A 17976-nucleotide genomic window follows, 5' to 3' on the forward strand; every position below is an offset into this window, starting at 1 on the left:
TAGGCATGAATAAAGATATTTTGCTATTGAACCAAAAGAGCGCGCACACAATCGGCTTTTTTGATGTCGAAAGCGGTGAAGCGGTAAAGCAAATAGAGTTGGGCCAGTTTCCTCACGAGTTTGTTGTAGATTCTAAAAATGAGTTTGCGTATGTAGGCCATTACGGCGTGCAAAACTCTGGGATTACCGAAGACCATGGCGGCTGTAGTATTTTCGTGATTGATTTGAAAACTCAGGAGCACGTCCACACCATTAGTACTTGGCCATATTATCGTATTCATGGCTTAGCGCTTGATAACCAAGACCGCCTTTATGCCATGAGTGAATCCCAAAATGTCATGGTCATCTTTGAGTCACCCAGAACGGCCTGCGCGCCTGATAGAGCACTGCCTTCCGGTGGTCTTAAAACGCACCTGTTTTCACTAACAAAGGATGGCAGTACCGCTTATTGTCTGAACCTTCTCAGCCATACTGTGACAAAGATTAAACCTTGGGACCCTGTCTTTGCCCCCGTTGCCATATGTCCGGGTAAAAAGCCCGAGGGTAATTGTTTAACCCGTGATGAAAAGACACTATTTGTGACCAACCGCCTTGATAACCAAGTTGTCGCGGTTGATACAACTTCGCTAGAAGTGACTGCGCGGGCAGACACAGGGGCCGATCCCACCAGAGCCTACCTGTCTCCTGACAACCATCTTTATGTCACCAATTACGGCGGTCAGTCCATCAGTATTTTTACCTTAGCACTCGAAAATATAGGGATAATTGACTTACCTGCCGATCCAATTGCTGTCAGCTTCCATCCAACGAGCGGTGATGTTTTTGTTTCATTGACTAATGACACCGTTGCAGTGCTCGATGCGAATAATTTAAACGTGAAGCGTTCATTCTCTTGCCTCGCGGAGCCCGACGTTTCAATGGTCCTTCAATCCTCTTCAACTCAAAACGGAGTCTGAGTATGTCTGTAAACGGCGTAATGTTTATTGCTGGCGAAGAAGTCAACGGCCAAACCGGTCAGATGTATTCAATCAATCCTGCGACCGCTTTACCTTTTAGTCCTCCCTTCGCTGGCGCATCCAGTGAACAAGCAATGGCAGCTTGTATAGAAGCAGATAAAGCATTCGGGAGTTATCGGCACACATCACCGAAACATAGGGCGAGATTTCTACGAAAAATAGCTGAAAACATCATGTCGCTCGGTGACGAACTTATAGAGCGGGGGACTTTGGAAACAGGTCTACCGCTAGCCAGGCTAGTGGGTGAAAGAGGAAGGACCTGTTCGCAGTTGAACCTCTTTGCAGATGTTCTTGAAAGTGGCAGTTGGCAGGATGTCAGAATTGACTCTGCTCTCCCCGATAGAAGCCCACTTCCCCGCCCATACCTTGGTATGACGAAGCAGCCTTTAGGACCAGTGGTTGTTTTTGGTTCCAGTAACTTTCCACTTGCTTTTTCTGTTGCAGGTGGCGATACCGCATCAGCATTGGCGGCTGGTTGCCCAGTCATTGTAAAAGGACATCAGGCACACATGGGGGTATCCGAATTAGTTGGGCGATGTATCGCAGAGGCTGTTAAATCATGTGAGTTACACCCCGGGACTTTCTCTTTGGTTTTTGCAAATGGTAACTCCATCGCACATGAACTTGTTGCTCACCCTAGTGTGAAAGCTATTGGATTCACCGGCTCTCAAGCTGCTGGTCTGGCTTTGATGCAAACAGCACAATCAAGGAGGGAGCCTATTCCAGTCTACGCAGAGATGAGCAGTATTAACCCAGTGGTGTTGATGCCGAAAGCTCTTGAGGCTGACCCTGAAGGTTTAGCTAATCAGTTTGCCGCATCTTTGACGATGGGTGCGGGACAATTTTGTACCAACCCAGGCTTGATACTCGCAACTCCTAGCCCCTCGTTGTCTCTGTTTATTGAACAAGTAAAGCTGCAACTTACGGACTGTAGTGCTGGGACCATGCTGACGAGTAATATCTTTAAAAATTACGACAGTGCGCGAAACACAATGATGGGTCACTCAAAGGTAAACGTAATCGTCGAGGGAAAAGCAGACAGCCCAAACAGTTGTCAGCCCGCGTTTATCGAAGTATCTAGTAGAGCTTTCCTTGAAGACGAAAGCCTACATGCAGAGGTATTTGGGGCTTTTTCCATGCTGGTTACCTGTAAGAACACAACAGATATGATCCAAGTCATTAAACGCCTTGAAGGTCAACTGACGGGTACTGTGCATGCCGATTCTGATGATGACACTGAGTGTGTTCATGGCATCGTGTCAGCGATGGAGCTCAAAGTTGGGCGAATCCTGTTTAACGGATTCCCCACAGGGGTTGAGGTATCAAGCGCGATGGTTCATGGCGGTCCTTATCCTTCAACATCGAACAGTCAAACCACATCTGTGGGTACACTCGCGATTGATAGATTTGTTCGTCCTGTCTGTTATCAAAACGTTCCAGAGGCTTTTCTACCTGATGAGTTGAAAGCAGATAACCCACTGAATGTCAGCAGAACGATAGATGGCAAGCCAGAATAAAATAAAGAATCAGGATAGCGCTTCATGGATTACACCATTCATTTCGATGATATTTTCGCTGAAGGAAAAACACCGCAGAAACTTTGCTCTGGCGTAATATGGGCAGAAGGTCCGGTCTGGCTGAGGGAAACTAATGAGGTACTTTTTAGTGATGTCAAAGGCTGCAAGCTCTATCGATGGAGTGAAGCGGATGGCCTCAGAATAGAAAAAAATTACTCCCATTTTTCGAACGGGAATTATCTTGACTCAGATGGCAATCTTATCAGTTGTGAACATGGTAGGCGCTGCATCAGCAAAACTACACCAGACGGTGTCAGCACTATTCTCGTTGATAACTTTGATGGAAAAAGATTGAACAGCCCAAATGACGTTGTGGTTAAGCGAGATGGCAGCATTTGGTTTACGGATCCGCCATATGGGATTTTAGGGAATGACGAGGGATTTCAGGCACAAAGCCAGATGATTGGATGTTATGTTTATCGCTTCGACCCGGTAACAGGTGATCTGGATATCATGACGACGGACGTGCAGAGGCCGAATGGCCTCGCTTTCTCGCCGGATGAACAGACGCTGTACGTAGCCGATATGTCGATAGTCGAATTTCCCACCAAGGGCAGACGAGAAATCCGCCAGTTTACTGTCGAAGAAGACGGTTCACTCGGTAAAGGGGACACCCTCTGTATTGTCGAGCCAGGGATCCCAGATGGGTTTAGAGTAGACATTCAAGGGAACATCTTCTGCAGCTGCGATGAAGGAATTGCCGTTTTTACACCAACCGGCGAGAAACTTGGATTAATACCCGTACCTGAGCGGGTCAGTAACTGCACTTTTGGCGGTAAAGATCAGTCCTACCTGTTCATCACTGCAACAACGTCACTTTATGGTATCAAACTGAATACGCAGGGAATCCAATACACCCAAACAACATGATTTTTAAGGGCGTTTAGGTTGGTTTATAAGCTAAGGCTCTCGCCTTCATCAATATCAAAGCCCAGCGGCTCCATGTCAATTTGGGTTCCATGAATTTGACTGAATAAAGCCAGTGCAGCATGTTCGCCAGTTTCTCTATCAGGCGTAATGATACTGGCCAATTTCGGCATCATAGACTGCCCGATATCAAGTGCATGAATACCGGCAATGCCAATTTGCTCTGGAACCGACAATCCCTGATTTTGGCACTCAATCAATACGCCAGCGGCTAGTTCATCATCGGTGCAGAAGAAAGCATCGGTATCCGGGTAGCGTTCCAATACCTTAGTCGTCATTTTACGGGCCAGGGATACTGAGGATTCCGCCTTGGCGGTAATACTCCTTGGTGTCAGCCCTGCGTCTTCCATCGCGTCGACATAACCTTGAAGCTTGCTTGAGGTTCGGATCCCCTTTTTCACATTCAGACAAACAATGTGTTCGAAGCCGCGCTCAATCATCAGGGTGACCATAGAAAATGCCGCCAGTTCGTTATCGATTCCAACGCTTTGGGCAGTTTCATTTTCTGTCGCGTCCATGATTTCGATATAAGGGATACCCGCGGTGTGAATCATCTTCAGTGATTTCTCGGTATGGTCGTTGTCAGCCAAGATCAGCCCGTCCACATTGAACGAAAGCAATGACTCAATACGTTGCTGTTCAATCTCTGCCTCATAGCCGCCGTGAGCCAGCATCAGTTGGTAACCGTTTTCTTCTATAATGGCTTCTATACCGGCGATCACTTGCTGGAAAACAGGATGACGAAGAGAAGGAAGGATGACGCCAAGCGTTTTACTGCTGCGGTTGGAAAGAATATCGGGAACCCGGTTTGGGATGTAGCCTAAATCATCGAGGGCAATCTGGATTTTCTCGCCTGTTTTCTTAGCGACTTTGTGTGGATGTTTGAGGTAGCGACTGACGGTCATTTTGGTGACACCAACGCGCTCGGCCACGTCACTCATGGTAGGACGACGATTCTTTCCCATAGCAATCTCCTCAAAACACTCTTCCAATAAGTTTTTGAGACGATTCAGTTATTCGCCAATAGGAATATGCAAAGTGTGACCCATAACATTAACTCTATATCCAGCGAATAAAGGTTATTGCTTACTGGCATCTACTCTCATAAAACGTGCGAACTTTGGAATGCCATTTTTGGTGAAACCATTGTGGCGATAGGTTACCAGCTCGCCAAGCTCTGGCGGGTTTTCCCGTTGAAAATCAGAAAAGCCTGTCCCGATTTTAAATTCCTTCCCATTGGGCATCCTCACTACTAATGCACCCATCCGGCCTTCATGCTTTCCTTTGCCGTCTACATACCCAATCACCTCAGCTTCGGCATCATCAGCCACTTTCATTTTGATGACATTTGCCGAGCGCCCGGCCTGATAGACACCGCTTAGCTTTCTGAGCATCAAACCTTCACCGCCTGCATCATTGATTGTCTCAAGTAATGCCAACAGAGATGCTTTGCTTTCAACAGGTTTGTGTTCAACAAAATCAAGATGAGAAATGTTTAGTCCTTGCGCCATGCTCTTAAACTGCTTGTAGCGAACATCAAAGCTATCTAGGCTGGCAGGAAGGTCGAAGACCATAAATTTCACCTTCTTCCACTCTTTGTCATCAGGCTTGCCATCCATGACCGCCGCCATCGTTTCTTCAAAGCGGTTACGGCCTATCCAAAGCTCACCTTCCAGAGGTATTTCCGGTAACGCATCAATAAACCATTTCGGTGCGTATATCAGTTTGCCTTGTCGTGTAAAAAGGTACTGGCCGCTCCAGTAAGCTCGAATACCATCGAGTTTTTCACTGAACACATAGTTTTCCCAGTGACTGATTTCAGACTCTTCAAATGGAATCGCTAATTGTGGCTTATAGTGCAAGCAAGTTGTGGCATGGACATGCTGACTGGTTGCCAGACCTAAACTGATGGCTAAAAGCAATGGAGTAGGTTTCATGGTCTCTACACAATATATTCAGAAGGTAGATATCCATTTTTCCTGCGAAGCGCCCTATTACCAGTTTGGATGAGGTATTTGAGATATCTCATCAAGAACTTTGTTTGCTGTTGCAGATACAAACAAAAAAACGGCGCATTCGTCTGAATGCGCCGCTCTTAAATTCGTATTTAAACATCAAGCAAAGGCGTAAATATAAGTACCGTCCTTGATGGTATTGATCACTTTCTTCGACAAGTAATTTGGTAGCGCCGGACAACCCCAACTGCGACCCAGCTGACCTGTTTTCGCAATGACATTTGGATGAGCATATGCCGCACCATGAATCACTATCGCTCTGCGACGCGCGTTGTCGTTCACACCTTTAGACAAACCATCGAGACGCAATGAATAGCCGTGTTTCCCGTAGTAAGTCTCCGCAGCGCGGAACACGCCGATAGAAGTTTGACGCGAGTTAACCACATTAGAAAATTTCTTCGCGTATAGCGAGCCGCTGTTTTTGCCATGAGAGACATAAGAAGCGAACAGCACTTTGCGTTTTTCTGCATCAACGACCCAAAAACGTTTTTCTGAAGAAGGTTTGCCGTAGTCAATGAGAGTGAAAACAGATTTTCCTGTTCTGTGTGTGCGGAAGTGATTGTAGGCTTTTTGGAATTTGTCGAACGATACCTCGTCAGAGAGGCTAAGTTGCCGATACATAGACTGTGCATCTGGCAGAATGGCTGCGAATACGTTCGCAGAAAACAGTAATAAAATGAGCGCAAAAGTCGCTTTCAACGCCTTAAACATAACATTCCCCGTAAATGGTATGTGATTAAAAATGCGTGCCGAGCAATGCAAATCGGCTAATCCCATTTATGTCATACCAAAATTCGTGCCAGAGCCTTATCTGAAACGATTAATTATATTTTTCAGTAAGTTAGCTTTTTTAGTTTACAAGCTGCGCATTTTTCCTTTCGTGCGTAACCTGCATGTGGTCGGTGAGAAAGGCATATGCTTGCCGTTTGTCATCACCTGTATGAAGGAATGTTGCCATAGCGGCAAAAGGTGAGAAAGCCAGCGACAACGCTGGCTTTCTATTTTTATAGATAAGTGCTTCTAAGATGAAGCATGACTGTAAAGCAGAGCTAGATAGCGTCTATAGCGTTCTTGATTCGCTTATCTGAAATCGGATAAGGCGTACCAAGTTGCTGGGCGAAGTAGCTGACACGAAGTTCTTCAATCATCCAGCGGATTTCCTTCACTGACTCAGGAACACGCTGCCCTTTCGGGATTTTATTCAGCAGCTCTTTGTAGTCGTTAGTGACAGATTCAATCTTGAGGATGTGCAGACGATCCTTATTGGGATCAATCGGCAGTTTTTCCAGACGACGCTCCACTGCATTCAGGTAACGCTGAATATCCGGCAAACGCTTCCAGCCGCATTCCGTCGCAAACCCTTTGAAGATCAATCCCTCAACCTGAGCTTTAATATCCGACAGGGCGAACGCCATGGTGAAGTCGATTTTACCTTTCAGCTTCTTGTTGATGCTGAATGCCGTCGTCAATATCTGCTCTACCTGTTTGGCGATTTCCACCACGGTGTCACCCAGTTCTGCACGAACATATTCCTTCAGCGCTTCAAACTCTTCAGGCTGCCACTTCAAACCGCCCTGTGACTCAATCAGCTTATCCACACCACAGGCAATGCAGTCATCAATCAAATCCAGCACACGACCGTAAGGGTTGAAGTACAAACCGAGTTTGGACTTGTTCGGCAAGTTGTCGTGCAGATATTTGATTGGCGATGGCACGTTAAGGAGGATCAGACGACGCTGACCTTGTTGCATCGCCTGACGCTGCTCTTCTTCGGTTTCGTAAAGCTTAATGCCCACCGAATCTTTGTTATCAACAATCGCCGGGAAAGCTTTTACCTCAAAGCCACCGCGTTTTTGCTGATACATTTTCGGCAACGTACCAAAGCTCCAGGTGGTCAGCCCTTGTTGCTCGATATCGTCATCCGCAACCTGAGACAAGGTTTCCTGAACCTTCTCTTTCAAGCCATCTTTCAACTCATACAAATCGTAGCTTTCGTTCAGCTTGCGATTCTTATGGTCCACCGCGCGATAAGTGATCTTCAAATGCTCAGGCAACTGGTCCAACTGCCAGTTTTCACGAAGCACGGTCACGCCAGTCATACGTTTGAGCTCTTTCTCCAACGCATCCAACAAGGGCATTTCCATTGGCGTAACACGCTGCAGGAATGCAGACGCATAGTTTGGTGCCGGCACAAAGTTACGACGTAACGTTTTTGGCAACGATTTAATAAGCGCAACAATCAGCTCGTGGCGTAATCCCGGGATTTGCCAATCAAACCCTTCAGGTTCAATCTGGTTCAACACCGGCAGCGGAATGTGAACCGTCACACCATCGTGATCTTCACCTGGTTCAAACTGATAGCTTAACTTGAGCTTCAGATTGCCTTGATGCCAGAAGTTCGGGTAATCCAGTTCAGTCACATGGCTGGCATCGCCTGCCAGCAGCATGGCTTTTTCGAAGTTCAGCTTTTCTGGTTCATCACGGCTGGCTTTCTTCCACCAGCTGTCGAAATGACGTCCGGAAACTACGGTATGTTCGATGCGCTGGTCGTAAAACTCGTAGAGCGTGTCATCATCAACCAGAATATCGCGGCGACGTGATTTCTTCTCAAGCTCCTCGACTTCCGCCAGCATTTTACGGTTCTGATGGAAGAACTTATGTTTGGTATCCCAATCCCCTTCCACCAGCGCAGAGCGGATAAAGATCTCACGGCTGACAATCGAATCGATGCTGCCGTAATTCACCTTACGCTTTGGAACGATAGGAATGCCATAAAGCATGACTTTCTCGAACGCGAATACCGCTGCCTGTTTCTTCTCCCAGTGCGGCTCGGAATAGCTTCGCTTGATAAGATGTTTCGCCAGTGGCTCTACCCATTCAGGCTGGATCTTAGCGGCAACACGGCCCCAAAGCTTAGAGGTTTCAACCAGCTCGGCGACCATCACCCACTTCGGCTGCTTCTTGAAAATGCCTGATCCTGGGAAGATATTGAAACGGGCATTACGCGCACCCTGATATTCGTTCTTCTCCTGATCTTTGAGACCAATATGAGAGAGCAAACCAGCCAGCAACGACATATGAATGGACTGATAATCAGACGGTTCCTGATTAATCTTGAAGCCCAACTCATTCACCACCTGGCGAATTTGATAATGAACGTCTTGCCACTCACGAACACGAAGGTAGTTCAGATAGTCTTTCTTACACTGCTTGCGGAACTGGTTACCGGAAAGCTCTTTTTGCTGCTCTTTGATGTATTCCCAAAGATTCACATAAGCGAGGAAATCTGACTCTTTGTCATTAAAGCGGCGATGCTTTTCATCAGACTGCTGTTGTTTATCAGATGGACGCTCACGCGGATCCTGAATCGACAGCGCAGACGCAATCACCATGACTTCATGCAATGAGCCAAGACGGGCTGATTCCAGCACCATACGCGCCAAACGCGGGTCGATTGGCAAACGTGCCAGATTACGCCCCGTTTCGGTCAGACGTTTGTGGTCATCACCTTTCTTGCCTTCTTTCAGCGCACCAAGTTCTTCAAGCAGACGAACACCGTCAGAAATGTTGCGACTGTCAGGCGGCTGAACGAATGGGAATGCAGAAATGTCACCCAGACCAATGGCCGTCATTTGAAGGATAACGGACGCTAGGTTGGTACGCAGAATTTCCGGATCGGTGAACTCAGGACGCGACAGGAAATCTTCTTCTGAGTACAGGCGAATACAGATACCGTCAGACACACGACCACAGCGACCTTTGCGCTGGTTCGCACTCGCCTGAGAAACAGGTTCAATAGGCAGGCGCTGAACCTTGGTGCGATAGCTGTAACGCGAAATACGCGCCGTACCCGGGTCAATCACGTATTTGATACCCGGCACTGTCAGCGAGGTTTCTGCGACGTTAGTTGCCAGAACAATGCGTCGACCAGAGTGGGACTGGAACACGCGGTTTTGCTCTGCCGATGACAGACGTGCATAGAGCGGCAAGATCTCGCAATCACGCAGATTGCGTTTATTCAACGCGTCGGCCGTATCACGGATTTCACGCTCACCGTTCATGAAGATCAGAATATCGCCCGGCCCTTCATCATGCAGCTCATCGACTGCATCGAAAATCGCCTGAAGTTGGTCTCGATCCGTATCTTCACTATCTTCGACTAGAGGACGATAGCGCACTTCCACAGGATAAGTTCGGCCAGAGACTTCGATAATCGGCGCGCCACGGAAGTGGTTAGAAAAACGTTCAGGGTCGATAGTCGCTGATGTGATGATCAGTTTGAGGTCTGGACGCTTTGGTAGAAGCTGTTTCAGGTAGCCAAGGATGAAGTCAATGTTCAGACTGCGTTCGTGCGCTTCATCGATGATGATGCAGTCATACTGATTCAGAAAACGGTCATGCTGGATTTCCGCGAGCAGAATACCGTCCGTCATCAGCTTCACACGGGACTCTTCCGACACCTGGTCGTTGAATCGAACCTTGTAACCGACCGTTTTACCCAGTTCAGTTTCCAGTTCTTCAGCGATACGGGTTGCTACTGAACGTGCAGCCAGTCGGCGGGGTTGGGTGTGGCCAATAACGCCTGATACACCAAGTCCCAGTTCCATGCAGATTTTAGGCAACTGCGTGGTTTTACCTGAACCGGTTTCACCGGCGACAATCACCACCTGATTGTTGGCAATCGCCTCTGCAATGTCGTCTTTTTTCTGACTGACTGGCAGTTGCTCAGGGAAAGTAATGTTTGGCTTATTAGCCAAGCGTTGCATGCGCACTTGCATCGACTTAGCGATGTCCAGCGCGATCTCATCGAAGACAGCCTGACGGGCTTCGTCTTTCTTAATGCGTTGTGCTCCCTTGATGCGTTTGCTGAGACGGAACTTGTCTTTCAGCATGCAATCATCAAGCGCAGCGAAAAGCGTTTTAGCGTTGTTTTGATGGATTGAAGCGGTCAAATCGATATCCAAAGAAATGCTGTTTTGAAGAAAATCCACTCACGATACGAGCGTAAGACTCGATAAGGCTCAGTACCGTTTGAAAAATTGCGAAGATTCTACCACAACACGCAGCAAGCTCGATCTTCAATCTTTCTTCCAAATTTCTGGCTACTTACTTTTATTGATAATCCCAATCTCTGTTTATTTTCCAAAGAGGATCCCGTTTCTCATTTCGTATTCATTCCCTGCCCTTAATCATGCCTATTTATAAATGCATACAATATGTTTTTCTGGACTATTCATGATTTCAGCGTTACTCCATCGATCACTTTGGATTGCTTTAGTGCTGATTACCGTATTCATTGCACTCGTCACCACTCCGCGCCTTTCAATTGCCATGCCGGCCAACGACCAAATGATTATCAATTCATTGAAAGAAAAAGGCATTATCACCAAGGACATGAGTGAAGAAGAGGTCCAACACCAACTCAGAAAATACCTCGGACAATTTCCTAAAGAACCCAATCAGCCTAAGCCTCCACACCACAAAAAGACCCAGCCAAAGGATAAAACGAATTGAGTGCCCCAAATGGCTCTCGATACAAAGCAAAGAGATACGACAACATAACCAAAGAGAAGGATCTTCACCTTATGAACAACGTCAAAGCTACCTCCCTGCTCCTGTTAGTCTCCATCGCGATGGCTTATCAGGCTCATGGGCAAACACCGAGCGATCGGGCTATCGTCAATGAAGAGAAAATCATTGAGTACCTTCGTAGAACTGGAGTCATCAACAACCACTCAACAAAAAACGAAATAGAAAGAGCCCTCTCCGAATACCTTAACCGTTCCGAGCCCAAAGACGATGGTGTCTTCTCCAAAAAGTCTTTAGAGCTCAAGCACGATGTATTAGCTCGCAAAGAGTCGCTTAGTGCTCCAGATCAGAATAAGCGTGCCCTTTTCTCGCTACTTGCTACTAGTCAACGTATGGATAAAGTGCTCGGCATCCTGATTGATTTTCCTGATCTTCCCTTTGACGATAACCAGCTAACGCCAGATTTAACGGATATGTACTACGAGAGCTATCCGGCATCGCATTATCAGAATCTACTGTTTGGCGACTCTTATGAAGGGCCAGACGGAAATCCTCTCATCACCATGAAAGCTTATTACGAAAAAGAATCTGGAGGCTCTTATAGCGTTGATGGCTTGGTCGCAGGTTGGTATCGCGCTAAAAATCCAGCGGCTTTCTACGGTGCTCGAACTGATTCTGGTGGCAGCGATATCAACGCAAGAGCGTTAGTAATGGAAGCACTGGATGCGCTCGCGAAAGACCCTTCCATTAATCTGGCAGATTTCGATAAAGAAGACCGATATGACCAGGATGGCGACGGTGACTTCTTCGAACCGGATGGCTTAATAGATCATCTCATGATCTTCCATTCATCTGTCGGCGAGGAAGCTGGCGGCGGAGCTATTGGCACTGATGCAATTTGGTCTCACCGTTGGAGCCTTTCTTCCGTTTATGAACTTGAAGGAACTGACAGCGGTTTGGGTTACTGGAATGGCAAATACGCAGCCTACGATTACACTATGCAGCCGATTGATGCCGCAGCAGGAGTAACGGCGCACGAGTATGCCCATGACCTGGGATTGCCCGACGAATATGACACACGATATTCAGGGCGTGGAGAGCCAGTTTCCGCATGGTCGATTATGTCTTCCGGTTCTTGGGCTGGAAAAATTCCCGGCTCAGAACCAGTAGCATTCAGTGCCTGGGCAAAAGAGTTCCTCTTTGCCAAAATGGGGGGAAGCTGGTTATCACCGGAAACCTATTCGTTAGAGGATTTGGCAGGAAACACGAAAACGGTTCGATTGGCAGAAACCACAGAAAATAACGACGGCACTAATCATGTTCGCATCAACCTACCGGGAAAACGTATTCCGGAAATCCCTCCAAAACAGGGACAGTACCAGTACTATTCCGGCAAAGGGGATGACCTTCACACCAGCATGTCAGCAGATATATCACTGCCTGATGCAGCAAGCATCGTTTTGACATTTGACTCCCACTACGATGTTGAACCCAACTACGACTTTGCCAGAGTCTTGATTGACGGCAAAGCAATTCCCGGGAATATCACCACTTATGAAGATCCACTGGGATCCGGATTGGTTCCTGCTGTACACAGTTATTCAAAAGATCACCCTGACAATGTCGACGGCTGGGTACCCGCAACTTTTGACCTCTCACAATTTGCAGGTAAAGATGTCACACTCACGTTTGAATACATCACAGACGGTGGGTGGATCGAACAAGGTTTTTACGCTGATAACATCCAAATAATTGCCGATGGAAGCGCACTCTTTTCAGACGACGCAGAAGGTGAAAGCGCATTTTCACTTAACGGTTACACCCTCAATGATGGCTTCGGTATTTACGACCATTACTACATGCTGCAATGGCGCAGCTATGCCGACGTTGATCAAGGGCTTAAACATCTAAACCGTTACGGGAAAGTCTGGCAGTACGAACCGGGACTGGTGATCTGGTATGCGGATGACTCATACAGCGATAACTGGGTCGGACAACATCCCGGCTACGGTTGGCTTGGTGTCGTTGACGCAGACCAATCTGCCGTCACCTGGAGCAAGACTGGCAATGCTGCTTCAACACACTACCAAATCCACGATGCAACATTCAGCCTACAGGATCAGTTTGCCGGTATTGATGTCAGTGGTGAAGACGTTGGCTCTCTGATAGACGATGCTCTCAATGCCAACGCTCATTTTTCTGATCGAAATGATTATTCCAATGCCGATCAACCCGATGCGGGCCGCAACATTCCAGAATACGGTCTGATGATTTCCGTTGTTGAGCAAGCCGAAGATAACCAATTCGGTATCATTGAAATTTCACTGGATGATGTTGCACCCCTAGCAGGTTTTGAATTCGAAGTTGATGGCTATCAGGTTAGTTTCATCAACCAGTCTACTGACCGTGAAGGTCCAATCACCGCATGGTTTTGGGATTATGGGGATGGAAATACTTCAAACCAGACCAATCCGGTACATGTCTATACACAGGGTGGGGATTACACTGTTTCGTTGACCGTGACGGATCAATTTGGTCAAACTCATACCATCACCAAAACCATTTCACTTAATCTGGCACCGAAAGCTGACTACGATGTCCTTCAATTCCACAAATGGGCGTTGTTTATTTCCCGCTCCACCGATAAAGATGGCAGTATCAAACAGCACCATTGGGATTTTGGTGACGGTACAAGTTTTGATACTCGAAACAGCATTATTCTCCATAAGTACCGCAAACGCGGAACTTATCAAACATCATTGAAAGTGACAGATAACGATGGAGCAAGTGACAGAACTGAAATGACAGTGACCGTCAAAAAAATCTCCAAAGGGTGGTAAGTAAAAACCTTATCAAAGCCGGCGTAAGCCGGCTTTTTCCTTTCCTTATTTCTTAAACATGCAAAATATCCCGCCTAAAATGAATGCTAATCTGGACACGCCTTCCACACAGCCTCATATGCGGGAGCTTTAACTTCATCTAGTTAACAGGACTTATCTCAGTTGTACTTTGTCCCTCATCATCTAATTGCACGAGCAGTTAGGCATTCATCATGGATTCTGTATTAAGGAGAGAACAAATGAATAACCCTGCGCGAAGAAAATTCGTCAAATCAGCCTTGGGCGTATCTGTTGCAGCGGCTGTTGCCCCTTACGCCAGCAATACCCAAGCATCAATCGTTCCCCTGCTATTTAATTACGAAACTTTATTGCCAGAACTATTCAATTCGCCACCCCGTCTTTCCTACCACTATCCTGTCATAATTATCGGAAGTGGGTTTGGCGGAGCGGTTAGTGCACTTCGCCTTGGGGAAGCAGGTATTCAAACCGCAGTGTTAGAGCGCGGGAATCGCTGGCCGCTAAGCCCATCACGGAAAATTTTTGCTCACGATATGTTTGCTGATGGCAGAATGTTCTGGCATCGCACCACTACCACTTTCCCTGCATTGACTTACCGACTGCCTTTCTTCAATGCTATCGATTCAAAGGCCATTGATAACTTCTGTGGTGTATTGGATATCATCGACAGACCAGGAGAAAACTATACAGGCGGTTCTGACCTTCTTCTTGGCACCGCAGTGGGTGGCGGATCTGTCATTTACACCGGCGTGAAAGCGGTTCCAAAGCAGGCATACTTTGAACGCCTGTTCCCCTCAGACATTTCCTACAGCTACATGGTGAACACTTATTACCCACGGGTGAAATCAGTGCTCAATTTCTCCCAAATGCCGGACGACATATACAATAGTCTGCCATTTAAACACTGCAGGGATTGGGACAGAGAAGCCGCGAGAGCGGGCTATCGGTCCTACAAAATTGATGGAAACTGGAACTGGGGGACAGTGAGAGACGAATTAACCGGACACTCGTTACCTTCCAGCACTATTGGCCTAACGAATTTCGGTAACAGTAATGGTTGTAAGAACAGTTTGGATCAAAACTACATTCCGATGGCGGAAGCGACGGGGAATGTCACCGTTCATCACAATCATGAAGTGAGAGAAATTCGGCCGAACGGCGATATTTACGAGTTAGACGTGGTCGAATACAACCCTTACGGTGACGTAATTAGCGCCAAAACAGTCACCTGTGACAAACTTATCATGGCGGCTGGCGCTTATCACACCCCAAGAATGCTGGTCCGTGCGAAAGCGAAAGGAACACTTCCGGAGCTGAACGATTTCGTCGGTAAGAACTGGGGCGACAACGGAAACCGGATGGCTTTCCGTCAATCTTGGTTTGGACTGCCACAAGGCGGCCCTCAAGCCTCACCGTCACCTTCAGCGATTTATGTGACCAATGCGGGTCAAAGCCCAGTTGTCGCAGAAAACTGGGCCAACGCTGCTATCGCAGAAGTTGGGGTTTCCATGACGTTGGCAGTGACCGCAGACTTCACAAACCGCGGTTACTTCTATTACGACGCCGCAAAAGACGATGCGGTGTTGCATTACCCTAAAACGCTGCAAGCAGACGCCACCAACGCTGTTCGTGCAGTAAACAACAAGATGGCTTGGGTTAATTGGCAGAAGCTTGGAGCGCCAGGATTTGACGATGTTATTTTCACGGGCGCTCACCCGGTTGGTGGTATGGAAATTGGCAAAGCGACGGATTTGTTTGGACGGGTAATAAATCACTCAGGCCTCTACGTGATGGATGGTTCACTGATTCCGGGTAACACCGGCGGCGCAAATCCATCGCTCACCATCGCTGCATTGGCGGAGAGAAACATCGAAAGAGTGATTCAGGAAGATTTCTGAGCCTCCGCGCTTAAGAAAACGTACGGCACCGATAGGTGCCGTTTTTGCTTCTGGAAATGTCATTACCATCTTGCTTTGCCTGTGGTACACTCCGCGCCCAAGTCAATCTGAGTGGTCGATTACCATGAGCATTAAACAAGAACTACAACAACTGAAAAACCGTTTGAACAAAAGCCAAGTCAAACTTGATGCTGCTAAGTCTCGTGGTGACGACGTGATGGTGACTAAGTTCACCAACGACATTGAAGATTTGAACAAGAAAATCAGCCAACTTACGCACAAGCAAAGTTTTACCCTGAACAAGGAGCGTAAGGCGCTGCTGGATATGCCTTTCTCGCGTGAAATCACCAAACAAGAGCAAGCAGACATGGGCAAGCTGAAGAAATCAGTTCGTGGTCTGGTCGTCGTTCATCCTCTGACTAAACTGGGTAAAGAGTTGAAACTGGAAGTCGTTACCGGCTTTGCACCGAAACAATTCTAACTCCCCAAAAGCGTTGCCGTTCTTCTGAGAAAGAGTGGCAACTTCTTCATCCTCTTTCATCGCACTAAACATTCCCCAACCGCAAAAAGAAAAGCCAGACTTTCGCCCGGCTTTATCATCATTCATCACTCGTTCAGTACAGTTCCAGTGTGTACCAAACCATCCGGTGATCCGAAGAAATATCTTTGCCGTTGCCAAAGCGCCCCACACGATCGTCATTCATCAGTAGTCGCCCCGGTTCATCGCTTGCTGGCCAATATACGCCGGAGTCTTCTACTTTCAGCATTGACGACGGAAATGCATAGTCAACACGAAGTCCAAAGGTGCTGGTAACACGTTCAGGAAACGGGGCATCAACTGCTTCCTCTAAAGCACCAGCACTTGTTGGCACAAATTCACCCACTGTCGCGGATTGATTGACTCGTGGGTGTTCAAGCAGCCCAGCAATAGTTTCTCGAACACCATCACCCGCTTCAGGATCGGCATTTAAGTCTCCCATGACGACAAAGTGTGCATTCTTCTTCAACCCGCCCTTTTTGCCGCTGTCGTCGTAGATAAACTTCTCGCCATTGATGTAATCAATCCAAAACTGAATTTCATCACGGTTCCGCAGCTTGTTATTTTGGGTCACGGTGTCGAACACAGGCGGTGTGGGATGTGACAACAGAAGGTGCACAATCTCTTTGCCATAAGGCGTACGAATGACTATCGGAAGATCAACATGATTTTTTGAAGACAACCTTACTTGTTCCCATTCTGCATCGGTGTACCAGTTATCACCGCAAGCCAGTCCTTCAGGAATTGGGTTGTTCTCATCGTCACAGTTAGTAATAGTTGGAATACTCGCAGTGGGCAGATCTTTCCATTTGAAGGCTTGGAATGTTCTTACCTTGTTCTTCCTGATACCGAACTTAGACATAACAGCAAACGCGTACTGGCCATGATAAAAACCGAAGCCTGATGCATCGCCAGGCAACTGGCCTGCATTGCCATTGTTGTCTAAATCCAATCCACTGTTCAGGCCAGTATTGGTAGAAAAGCTTTCTATGATGGGATATGAAATAGGCTCAAGCACGTCTCCCCCATCAATACTGTTCAGGCTTTGTCCAATTGACAGGTAGTTATCCTGAAAGCCATGCAAGGCACTGAGATCCTGCCCATATCCTTCATTGTTGAATTCGCCCATCATCAGGATATCCGGTCGGTTTTGCTGGATGATTGCTGCGACGTTACGGATTTGGATCACTTTCTCCGCTTTCGCTTTGTTTTCATCACTCATCCCATCTTTGTCTTCAACATACGCAGCAACAAGCACATCCTGCTCTTCTTGTGAGGTTGCCATTTCATCCTGGAGTTGCTCAAAAGTGGCGCGGTCAAATGAGAGATTGAACGCCGCAATGGTGACTTTCTCGTTCATACATCCTGTTAAGATCAGGAAAGAGAGCAATAGCAAAATCTTTAACTTGAGGTCCTTCATCATCTTTTCCTCATTGATTAAGGTAGTGATGCCCGACCTTTTTGAATATACCCAAACAACCTGAAGATGCAGGATTCATCGAGATTGACTGGCGTTGTGATCGCGGCGTTCCTTTGCCGGTGTAGTCATCTCCATCAAAAAGGAACAACAAAGGGCACGGCGTCAGTCAACTCGCCCGAAGGGAGGGCCTCAATGCGC

At 47.3% G+C, this 17976-nt stretch carries 12 protein-coding genes; 7 read left to right on the forward strand and 5 right to left on the reverse strand.

The window, feature by feature from the left end:
• Positions 1-5: 5 nt before the first annotated feature.
• Genes D515_RS06595 through D515_RS06605 form a run of 3 tightly spaced genes read left to right on the forward strand, consistent with a single transcriptional unit; the run spans position 6 to position 3463 of the window.
• Positions 6-956 carry a YncE family protein gene (locus D515_RS06595; RefSeq protein ID WP_002537213.1) on the forward strand — a complete coding sequence of 317 codons (951 nt, stop codon included), beginning with the start codon at positions 6-8 and terminating at the stop codon, positions 954-956.
• Positions 957-958: 2 nt separating this feature from the next.
• Positions 959-2533: an aldehyde dehydrogenase (NADP(+)) gene (locus tag D515_RS06600; RefSeq protein WP_002537216.1), complete on the forward strand. Its 1575-nt coding sequence runs from the start codon at positions 959-961 to the stop codon at positions 2531-2533.
• 24 nt (positions 2534-2557) lie between these two features.
• Positions 2558-3463, forward strand: a complete 906-nt coding sequence (locus D515_RS06605) for an SMP-30/gluconolactonase/LRE family protein (RefSeq protein ID WP_002537217.1) — start codon at positions 2558-2560, stop codon at positions 3461-3463.
• A 23-nt stretch (positions 3464-3486) separates the two neighbouring features.
• Here D515_RS06605 and D515_RS06610 read toward each other — a convergent pair whose 3' ends face one another.
• The 4 genes from D515_RS06610 to hrpA form a co-directional block, all read right to left on the reverse strand.
• A complete protein-coding gene (locus D515_RS06610) occupies positions 3487-4485 on the reverse strand; it encodes a substrate-binding domain-containing protein (protein ID WP_002537219.1) in 999 nt (332 codons plus the stop codon).
• A 114-nt stretch (positions 4486-4599) separates the two neighbouring features.
• The gene (locus D515_RS06615; RefSeq protein WP_002537220.1) at positions 4600-5457 is read right to left on the reverse strand and encodes a DNA ligase; all 858 of its coding nucleotides are present in this window, start codon (positions 5455-5457) and stop codon (positions 4600-4602) included.
• A 177-nt stretch (positions 5458-5634) separates the two neighbouring features.
• A complete protein-coding gene (locus tag D515_RS06620; RefSeq protein WP_002537222.1) occupies positions 5635-6246 on the reverse strand; it encodes a murein L,D-transpeptidase catalytic domain family protein in 612 nt (203 codons plus the stop codon).
• A gap of 338 nt (positions 6247-6584) precedes the next feature.
• A complete protein-coding gene (hrpA, locus tag D515_RS06625) occupies positions 6585-10487 on the reverse strand; it encodes an ATP-dependent RNA helicase HrpA (protein ID WP_039849721.1) in 3903 nt (1300 codons plus the stop codon).
• Positions 10488-10770: 283 nt separating this feature from the next.
• On the opposite strand from hrpA, the gene D515_RS06630 reads away from it, so the two are divergent.
• The 4 genes from D515_RS06630 to D515_RS06645 all read left to right on the forward strand — a co-directional run bounded on the left by D515_RS06630 (position 10771) and on the right by D515_RS06645 (position 16301).
• Positions 10771-11049: a hypothetical protein gene (locus tag D515_RS06630; protein WP_039849711.1), complete on the forward strand. Its 279-nt coding sequence runs from the start codon at positions 10771-10773 to the stop codon at positions 11047-11049.
• Between the two features lie 71 nt (positions 11050-11120).
• Positions 11121-13904 carry an immune inhibitor A domain-containing protein gene (locus D515_RS06635; protein ID WP_002537227.1) on the forward strand — a complete coding sequence of 928 codons (2784 nt, stop codon included), beginning with the start codon at positions 11121-11123 and terminating at the stop codon, positions 13902-13904.
• A 239-nt stretch (positions 13905-14143) separates the two neighbouring features.
• Positions 14144-15820, forward strand: coding sequence for a GMC oxidoreductase (locus D515_RS06640; protein WP_002537229.1), 1677 nt, complete (start codon positions 14144-14146; stop codon positions 15818-15820).
• A 124-nt stretch (positions 15821-15944) separates the two neighbouring features.
• On the forward strand, positions 15945-16301 hold the full coding sequence (locus D515_RS06645) for a YibL family ribosome-associated protein (RefSeq protein WP_002537231.1): 357 nt from the start codon (positions 15945-15947) through the stop codon (positions 16299-16301).
• A gap of 133 nt (positions 16302-16434) precedes the next feature.
• On the opposite strand, the gene D515_RS06650 is transcribed toward D515_RS06645, so the two are convergent.
• The gene (locus D515_RS06650) at positions 16435-17778 is read right to left on the reverse strand and encodes an endonuclease/exonuclease/phosphatase family protein (protein ID WP_002537232.1); all 1344 of its coding nucleotides are present in this window, start codon (positions 17776-17778) and stop codon (positions 16435-16437) included.
• Positions 17779-17976 lie beyond the last annotated feature (198 nt).

The organism is Grimontia indica (assembly GCF_000333895.2).
GTDB lineage: Bacteria > Pseudomonadota > Gammaproteobacteria > Enterobacterales > Vibrionaceae > Enterovibrio > Enterovibrio indicus.